The following is a 7,295-nucleotide window of genomic DNA, read 5'->3' as shown; positions in this document are numbered from 1 at the left end:
GCCCGGGCACGGGCGGGACCGTGGACTCGCCCGTCCCGTCCCGGCGCACCTCGCCGTCCGACGGCTGCCCGTCGCCCTCAACGCCCATCCCGCACGCCCCCGAACCGGCTGCTGCCGCGCGAACTCCGGTGATCCGGCACAGCGTGCCACAGCGGAGGCCCCCGAGTAGGGCCAGGGAAAGGGCCGTTCACCCTTCCGGGGAGTGTTCGACGTCAGTCGCGGGCGCGTAGCCCGTCCAGCAGGATGTCCAGCAGCCGGGCCGAGGCGGCGGTCTGCTGCGCGGGATCCGGCAGGGTGGGCGCCGCCGTGGCTATCACCAGCAGCACGTCGCCGACGGAGACGTCCTCGCGCAGCCCGCCCGTGGCGCGGGCGCGTTCGACCAGCTGTCCGACGACGTCGAGGAGTTCCATACCCAGCGGGTCGGTCTCGTCCGGGCCGAACCCGTCGGGTCCGGCCTCCTCGCCGCCGGCGGGGGCGCCCCCCGCAGGGACCCGCTCGACCAGCCGCAGGTCCGGTTGCCCGGACCGCCCCGCCCTGCCGCCGCCGTGCTCCGGGGCCTCGCGCGGGGACGGCACCAGGGCCCGTCCCTCCGCGGCGTCGCGCGCGGCACCGGCGCGCAGTATGCGGGGCGGCAGCAGCCGCCCCGCTCCCGAAGCCGCCGATGTCCGCAGGAAGCGGGCGAGCGCCGACCAGGGCTCGTCCTCCTGCCCCAGAGCCGTCTGCGCCTGCTCCGTCAGCCGTGCCGTCTCCTCCTCGGCTATCCGCCGGACCAGCACCTCCTTGCTGGGGAACCGGCGGTAGACCGTCCCCACCCCGACGCGCGCCCGGCGGGCCACGTCCTCCATCGGCGCGCCGTACCCCAGCTCGCCGAAGACCTCACGCGCCGCCCGCAGCACGTGCTCCAGATTGCGCTGGGCGTCCACCCGCAGCGGAGCGGAACGTGAAGAAGAGCCCTGAATCCCCTGAAAACTCATGTATTTCCCCCGGTGATGGTGTCTCCCCCCGGAGACCCCCGCCCCATGTGTGGTCGTGCGTACGGACAACGCACTGGAAGCCGCCCCCGTCCGCTTACGAACATAGTTGAGCCCACGTCAAGAGAGAAGGGGCAATTTTCGTGCGCCGCTTTCACCACCCCGTCCGGCGCGTTCACCACCCTCCCCGCACCTTCCGGACGATCATCGAATATCGCCTCTGAGCTGTGGAGAACCCGCATCACCCGAATGCGGCAAGCAAACGGAACTTCTGCCTCCATCTGTCACACAATCCGCGCGGACCTGTGGACAAACACGGCGCTCGGGGTGCGTCATGGACGAGTGACGAACGAACCTGAGCGCATTCTCGTCGTCGGCGGCGGATACGTCGGCATGTACACCGCGCTGCGCCTGCAACGGAAACTCAGGCAGCAGCTCCGGAAGGGCGACGTCCAGATCGTGGTGGTCGACCCCGAGCCGTACATGACGTACCAGCCCTTCCTTCCCGAAGCGGCGGCCGGCTCCATCTCGCCGCGGCACGTCGTCGTACCGCTGCGCCGCACCCTGCCCGACTGCCAGGTCGTCGTCGGCGAGGTCAGGACGATCGACCCCGAGGCACGCGTCGCCACCGTGGAGACCCTCGCCACCGCCGAGGAAGGCTCCGGCCCGCTCGAGGTGACCTGGACCGAACTCGTCCTCGCACCCGGATCCGTGTCCCGCACCCTCCCCGTGCCCGGCCTGGCGGAACACGGCATCGGCTTCAAGAACGTCGAAGAGGCCATCGGGCTGCGCAACCACGTCCTGGAACAGCTCGACATCGCCTCCTCCACGCGCGACCCGGACGTGCGCGACGCCGCGCTCACCTTCGTGTTCGTCGGCGGCGGCTACGCGGGCGTCGAGGCACTCGCCGAACTGGAGGACATGGCCCGCTACGCCTGCCGCTACTACCACAACCTCAAGCCCGAGGACCTGCGGTTCCTGCTGGTCGAGGCCAGCGACCGGATCCTTCCGGAAGTGGGCGAGGACATGGGCCGGTACGCCCTGCGCGAGCTGCGCGCCCGGAACATCGACGTGCGCCTGGAGACGCGCCTGGAGACGTGCGAGAAGCGCGTCGCGGTGCTCAGCGACGGCTCCCGCCACCCCTCCCGCACGCTCGTGTGGACCGCCGGCGTCAAGCCGCACCCCATCCTCGCCGCCACCGGGCTGCCCCTCAACGACCGCGGGCGGCTGCGCTGCACGGCGCAGCTCCGCGTCGACGGAACCGACCACGTCTGGGCGGCCGGCGACGCCGCCGCCGTCCCCGACCTGGCCGCCGAACGCAACGGCAACGGCAACGGCGGCGGCCGCAACGCCGACGGCTCCGAGCGGAAGCCCGAGTGCGCCCCCAACGCCCAGCACGCCGTACGCCAGGCCCGGGTACTCGCCGACAACGTCGCGGCCGTCCTCAACGGCGGTGAGGTCGCCGACTACCGCCACGCGTACGCGGGTTCGGTCGCCTCCCTCGGTCTGCACAAGGGAGTCGCCCATGTGTACGGACGCAAGCTGAAGGGCTACCCTGCCTGGTTCATGCACCGCGCGTACCACCTGAGCCGCGTCCCGACCTTCAACCGGAAGGCCCGGGTGCTCGCCGAGTGGACGCTTTCCGGTCTCTTCAAGAGGGAGATCGTCTCGCTCGGTTCACTCGAACATCCCAGGGCGGAGTTCGAACTGGCGGCAGGCACGGGCCGCCACCCCGAGGCGAGCTGAACGGTCCGCACCCGGCGCCACGGCGGGAACGAGCCGCCCGTCCGCGCCCGCCAGGGGTGTCAGTGCGGTGGGTCACACTGGACGTGTGACCATGGGTGAAGGCGGCACCGGCACACAGTGACGACACGTCGGCCGCTGCAAGAACGACGACACCGGCGCTCACCGCGCGACGCGGCGACGCTCAGGACACATGCGAGGATTCGGACGACGTGAACTTCACGCGCTGGAGCGCCCGACTGCCCGGCACCCAGCGGCGCACCGCCGCCGCGCAGGCCGCCAAGGGCACGAAAGTGCGGCAGCCGTCCGGCTCGCAGACCGGCGTCTCCGGCACGGTCCCGGCCGCCCGCGGCGAATCCGGCCGCACCGACGCCGGCCACGGCGAACCACGGGGCGGTGACACGGGCCGGGGAGAGCGCCACCGCCCCAAGCAGGCCCGGGCCGGGCGCAGTCGGCGGGGCGGGCCGGACGGCGCGGACCCCGAGCTGCCCGGCGCGATCGAGGCGCTCACCGTGCACGACCTTCTCGGGCAGGTCCCGGCACTGGTGGCCGTGGTGCACGGTCCGGACCACCGCGTCGCCTACGTCAACGACGCCTATGCCGAGGTGTTCGGCCCGCGCAGCGGCGGCGAACCCGCCCGCACCGCCCTGCCCGAACTCGACGAGCTCGGACTCCTGCCGCTGATGGACCAGGTCCTGCGCAGCGGCCGCCCTCGCACGGTGAAGTCCCGCCGCGTGGCGCCCGCGCACGGCCCGCGCAGCACCGCGTACTACACCTTCACCTGCACGCCCATCCCCGCGGCCGACGGCGGCGGCGTGCTCATCTTCGCCGCCGACGTCACCGACCAGGTGGAGTCGGCCGAGCGGGTCCGCAGCAGCGAACGGCGGCAGCGCGAGGCCGCCGTCACCCTGCAACGCAGCCTGCTCCCGCAGGAACTGGAACAGCCCGACGAACTCCGCGTCGCCGCCACCTACCAGCCGGGCGGGACGGACGCCGCCGTCGGCGGCGACTGGTACGACGTCATCACCCTCGGCGCGGGCCGGACGGCCGTCGTCATCGGCGACGTGATGGGGCGGGGCGTACGAGCCGCCGCCGTCATGGGCCAGCTCCGCACGGCCGTACGGGCCTACGCGCGGCTGGACCTGCCGCCGCACGAGGTGCTGCAGCTGCTCGACGGCCTGGCCTCCGAGATCGACGCCAGCCAGATCGCGACCTGCGTCTACGCCGTGCACGACCCCAGCGAGGGCCGGCTGCACTACGCCTCCGCCGGACACCTCCCGATACTGGTCCGCGCGGCCGACGGCTCGGTGCAGTCCGCCAGCGACCCCACCGGGCCGCCGCTGGGCACCGGCGGCTGGCTGCACACCTCCGGCTCGCTCGCGCTCGAAGAGGGTGCCACGGCCCTGCTCTACACCGACGGCCTGGTCGAACGCCGCGACGCGGACATCGACGAAGGGCTCGCCGTGCTCGAGCGGGCCTTCGCCGGCGCCACCGGGCCCCCGCAGGTGGTGTGCGACCGGATGCTGCGCGCCCTGCGCATCACCGCCGAACACGACGACGACGTCGCCGTGCTGGTCCTCCAGCACCCCGAACGCCCCGGGCACGACGCGGAGCTCTTCCGCGGCGCCTCCCTCGACCTGCTCGGCGGTACGGAAGCCGCGCCGCGGGCCCGCGCGTTCGCGTCAGGCGTGCTGAGTTCCTGGCGGTTCTCCACCGAGGTGCAGGACCTGGGAGTGCTGGCCGCGAGCGAACTCGTCGCCAACTCCCTCCAGCACGGCACCCCGCCGATGCGGCTCCGGCTGCGGCGCACCGACCGGCGGCTCATCGTGGAGGTCACGGACGGGGACGACCATCTGCCGAGGCGCCGCCGCGCCGACCCGGTGGACGAGGCGGGACGCGGCATCTCCATCGTCGCCACGGTCGCCTCGTCGTGGGGGTCGCGGCGCACCCAGGGCGGGGGCAAGGCCGTCTGGTGCGAATTCGCCCTGCCCGCGGGCAGCTGACCGTACGCGCGGCGCGCCCCCGCCCCGGATGCGGCCGGGTCAGCTCGCGGTGTGCACCACTGCGGGCGCGCCGGCCGGGGGCGTCGCGTGTCCCTCCGTCGTGTCCGCCCCCCGCTGCACGGAAGGGCCGCCCTTGCGGACGATCCGCGAGCCGCCGGACACCGACGGGTTGTCCTGCTCCGCGGTGAGGTGCCGCCCCATCCACAGGGCCAGCACGGAGATGCCCAGCGAGCAGAGCACCAGCATCACGATGTACGCGGCGTGCAGGCCCCGCGCGGCCATGAGGCCGCCGACGGCCGGACCGACCGCCACACCGAGTTGTTTCACCAGGGCGAACGCCGAGTTGTACTGCCCGACCATGCGCTGCGGCGCCAGGTCCGCGACCAGCGGAGCGACGGTGGGGGACAGCATCGCCTCGCCGAGCCCGAACAGCGCGTAGGTGGAGATCAGCAGCGCGGTCGCCACCGCCTGGCCCGACGGCACGAGGCCGGAGACGCCGGCCGCCAGCCAGGCCACCGTCCACACCAGACCGACCAGGGCGACGATCCGGCTGCGGCGCCGGCCCTCGGCCAGCCGCAGCACGACGAACTGGGCGACCACGATGACCGAGGTGTTGGCGAAGAGCGCGACGCCCAGGGTGGACGTCGAGATGCCGGTGACCTCGACCGCGTACGCGGCCAGGCCGGACTCGAACTGCCCGTAGCAGGTGAAGAAGAGCACGAAGCCCATGACGCAGAGCAGCAGCATCGCCCGGTGCGACAGCATCTGCCGCCACCCCCCGCCGGGCCGGTCCGCCTCCGTGGTGGACATCCCCGAGGTGGACACTCCCGACGTGGCACCGCCCGGCTTCGGCAGCCGCACGGTTCGCAGCACGCCGCCGAGCACCAGGTACATCACGGCCTCGATCGAGAACAGCAGGGTGAACGACGAGGGCTGGTGCTCGTCGACGATCTGCCCGCCCAGCAGCCCTCCGAGCCCCAGGCCCAGATTGAGCAGGAGGAACTGGGTCGCGAAGGCCCGCGACCGGGTGGCCGTGGTCGAAGACCAGACGATCATGGTCGCCAGCGCGGGCTGGATGACGGCGATGCCACCGCCCATCAGCGCCGCGGCGGCCAGGACGGACGGCGCGGTGTCGGACACACCCACCCCGAGCGCACCCACGGAGGTCGCGCCCACGCCGGCCAGCGCCACCGGCAGCGGCCCGCGCTGGTCGATGACCCGCCCCACCAGGGGCAGTACCAGCAGCGCAGCGGCGGCGAAGGCGGCGAGCACGGCGCCGGCCGTACCGGAACCGAGCGCGCGTACCTGAGCCACATAGAGGAACAGGTACGGCACGGTGAAGCCGCTGCCGAACGCCGACAATGCGTTGCCGAGCTGGATGCGGCGCAGGTTCGCGCCCTTCTCGAGAGTCACACTCACCTTCCCAGGCAGGTCGAAGCCCGTGCCCGCAGCGGGGACACGACCGCGACACGAAGGACGCGTGCGGCTCCCGGAGGTGCGGGTGGGCTTCGAGAACGAATACTTCAGAGCTAAAGTTCGAAGCTAAACACTATACGTCGCAGGTCTTCGACGCTAATCGGTTTCGTGCGATACTCGACACCATGCCGCCGGACAGTCAGCCGCCCCTCGACGAGCAGATCGCCATCTACCAGCGCGAGTTCCGCGACCTCGACCCCCAGGTGGAGAAGGTGGTCAACGCGCTCTCCCGGCTGGACCGGCGCATGAGCGTCGCTTACGGGCGGCAGCTCGGCACCCTCGGGCTGGGCAGCGCCGAGTGGGAGGTGCTCAAGGAGCTGGTCATGGCCGGCGACCCCTACCAGCTCTGGCCCGGCACGATCGCCAAACGCCTCGGCCTCACCGCGGCGGCCATGACCCACCGCATCGACCGCATGCTCACCGCCGGCCTCGTCACGCGTGAGCGCGACGAGGAGAACCGCACCCGCGTGATCATCGGCCTGACCGACCTGGGCCGGGAGAAGTGGCTGGAGGTCATGCGCAGCGCCTCCGTCTTCGAGGAGGAACTGCTCCAGGACCTCTCCCCTGCCGAACGCGCCGTGCTCGGCGAGCTCCTGACCCGTCTGTTGCGCCGGGTCGAGGAGGCACAGCCCGACGCGAGCGGCCGCCTGACCGACCTGGACTGAAGCGCGCACGCGCCCCGCCGAGGGCGTTTGACACGGACCACCCGGATGCGTAATGTTCATCGGGTTGCCACGGGGACCCCTGGTCCTCCGGGCGGCCGATTCCGCCGTCGTATGACGGCACCCACTACTCAGTGCGATCTCCCATCGGGAGTGATTTCGGCATGCCGGAATTTCTTTCGAAAGGCTCGATTTGGAGCCGGCGGGTAAATCCTCTAACGTGGTGGACACGCCGCAAGGCGGAAAAGCAGGACCCAGCAGTACCCCGCCGACAGGGGGTCAGATCGGGAAAGAAGATCTGATAGAGTCGGAAACACCGAAGGGAAGCGCCCGGAGGAGCCTGTGAAAGGGTTCCGATGGAAGCGTCCGTTCCTTGAGAACTCAACAGCGTGCCAAAAGTCAACGCCAGATATGTTGATACCCCGTCCCCCTGTTTGTGG

General features: G+C 71.8%; 5 protein-coding genes. 3 read left to right on the top strand and 2 right to left on the bottom strand.

Annotated elements, in window-relative coordinates; genetic code table 11:
- Positions 1-212: 212 nt before the first annotated feature.
- On the bottom strand, positions 213-974 hold the full coding sequence (locus RM572_RS28395; protein ID WP_311676246.1) for a TetR/AcrR family transcriptional regulator: 762 nt from the start codon (positions 972-974) through the stop codon (positions 213-215).
- A gap of 339 nt (positions 975-1,313) precedes the next feature.
- Between RM572_RS28395 and RM572_RS28390 the strand changes: the two genes are divergently transcribed.
- Both RM572_RS28390 and RM572_RS28385 read left to right on the top strand, forming a co-directional pair.
- Positions 1,314-2,717, top strand: coding sequence for an NAD(P)/FAD-dependent oxidoreductase (locus RM572_RS28390; RefSeq protein WP_311676245.1), 1,404 nt, complete (start codon positions 1,314-1,316; stop codon positions 2,715-2,717).
- Between the two features lie 209 nt (positions 2,718-2,926).
- Entirely contained in the window at positions 2,927-4,717 is a 1,791-nt protein-coding gene (locus tag RM572_RS28385; RefSeq protein WP_311676244.1) for an ATP-binding SpoIIE family protein phosphatase, read from the top strand.
- A gap of 39 nt (positions 4,718-4,756) precedes the next feature.
- On the opposite strand, the gene RM572_RS28380 is transcribed toward RM572_RS28385, so the two are convergent.
- Positions 4,757-6,130, bottom strand: a complete 1,374-nt coding sequence (locus tag RM572_RS28380; protein ID WP_311676243.1) for an MFS transporter — start codon at positions 6,128-6,130, stop codon at positions 4,757-4,759.
- A 188-nt stretch (positions 6,131-6,318) separates the two neighbouring features.
- Between RM572_RS28380 and RM572_RS28375 the strand changes: the two genes are divergently transcribed.
- Entirely contained in the window at positions 6,319-6,858 is a 540-nt protein-coding gene (locus RM572_RS28375; protein WP_311676242.1) for a MarR family winged helix-turn-helix transcriptional regulator, read from the top strand.
- The last annotated feature ends 437 nt before the right edge of the window (positions 6,859-7,295 follow it).

Origin of the sequence: Streptomyces hazeniae (assembly GCF_031845485.1) — a bacterium.
GTDB lineage: Bacteria > Actinomycetota > Actinomycetes > Streptomycetales > Streptomycetaceae > Streptomyces > Streptomyces hazeniae.
This window is presented reverse-complemented; position numbering and strand designations above follow the sequence as displayed.

Bases quoted from the DNA above. Each gene is read 5' to 3' on its own strand.
- RM572_RS28375 (WP_311676242.1), top strand. From the start codon at position 6,319: ATGCCGCCGGACAGTCAGCCGCCCCTCGACGAGCAGATCGCCATCTAC.
- RM572_RS28395 (WP_311676246.1), bottom strand. From the start codon at position 974: ATGAGTTTTCAGGGGATTCAGGGCTCTTCTTCACGTTCCGCTCCGCTG.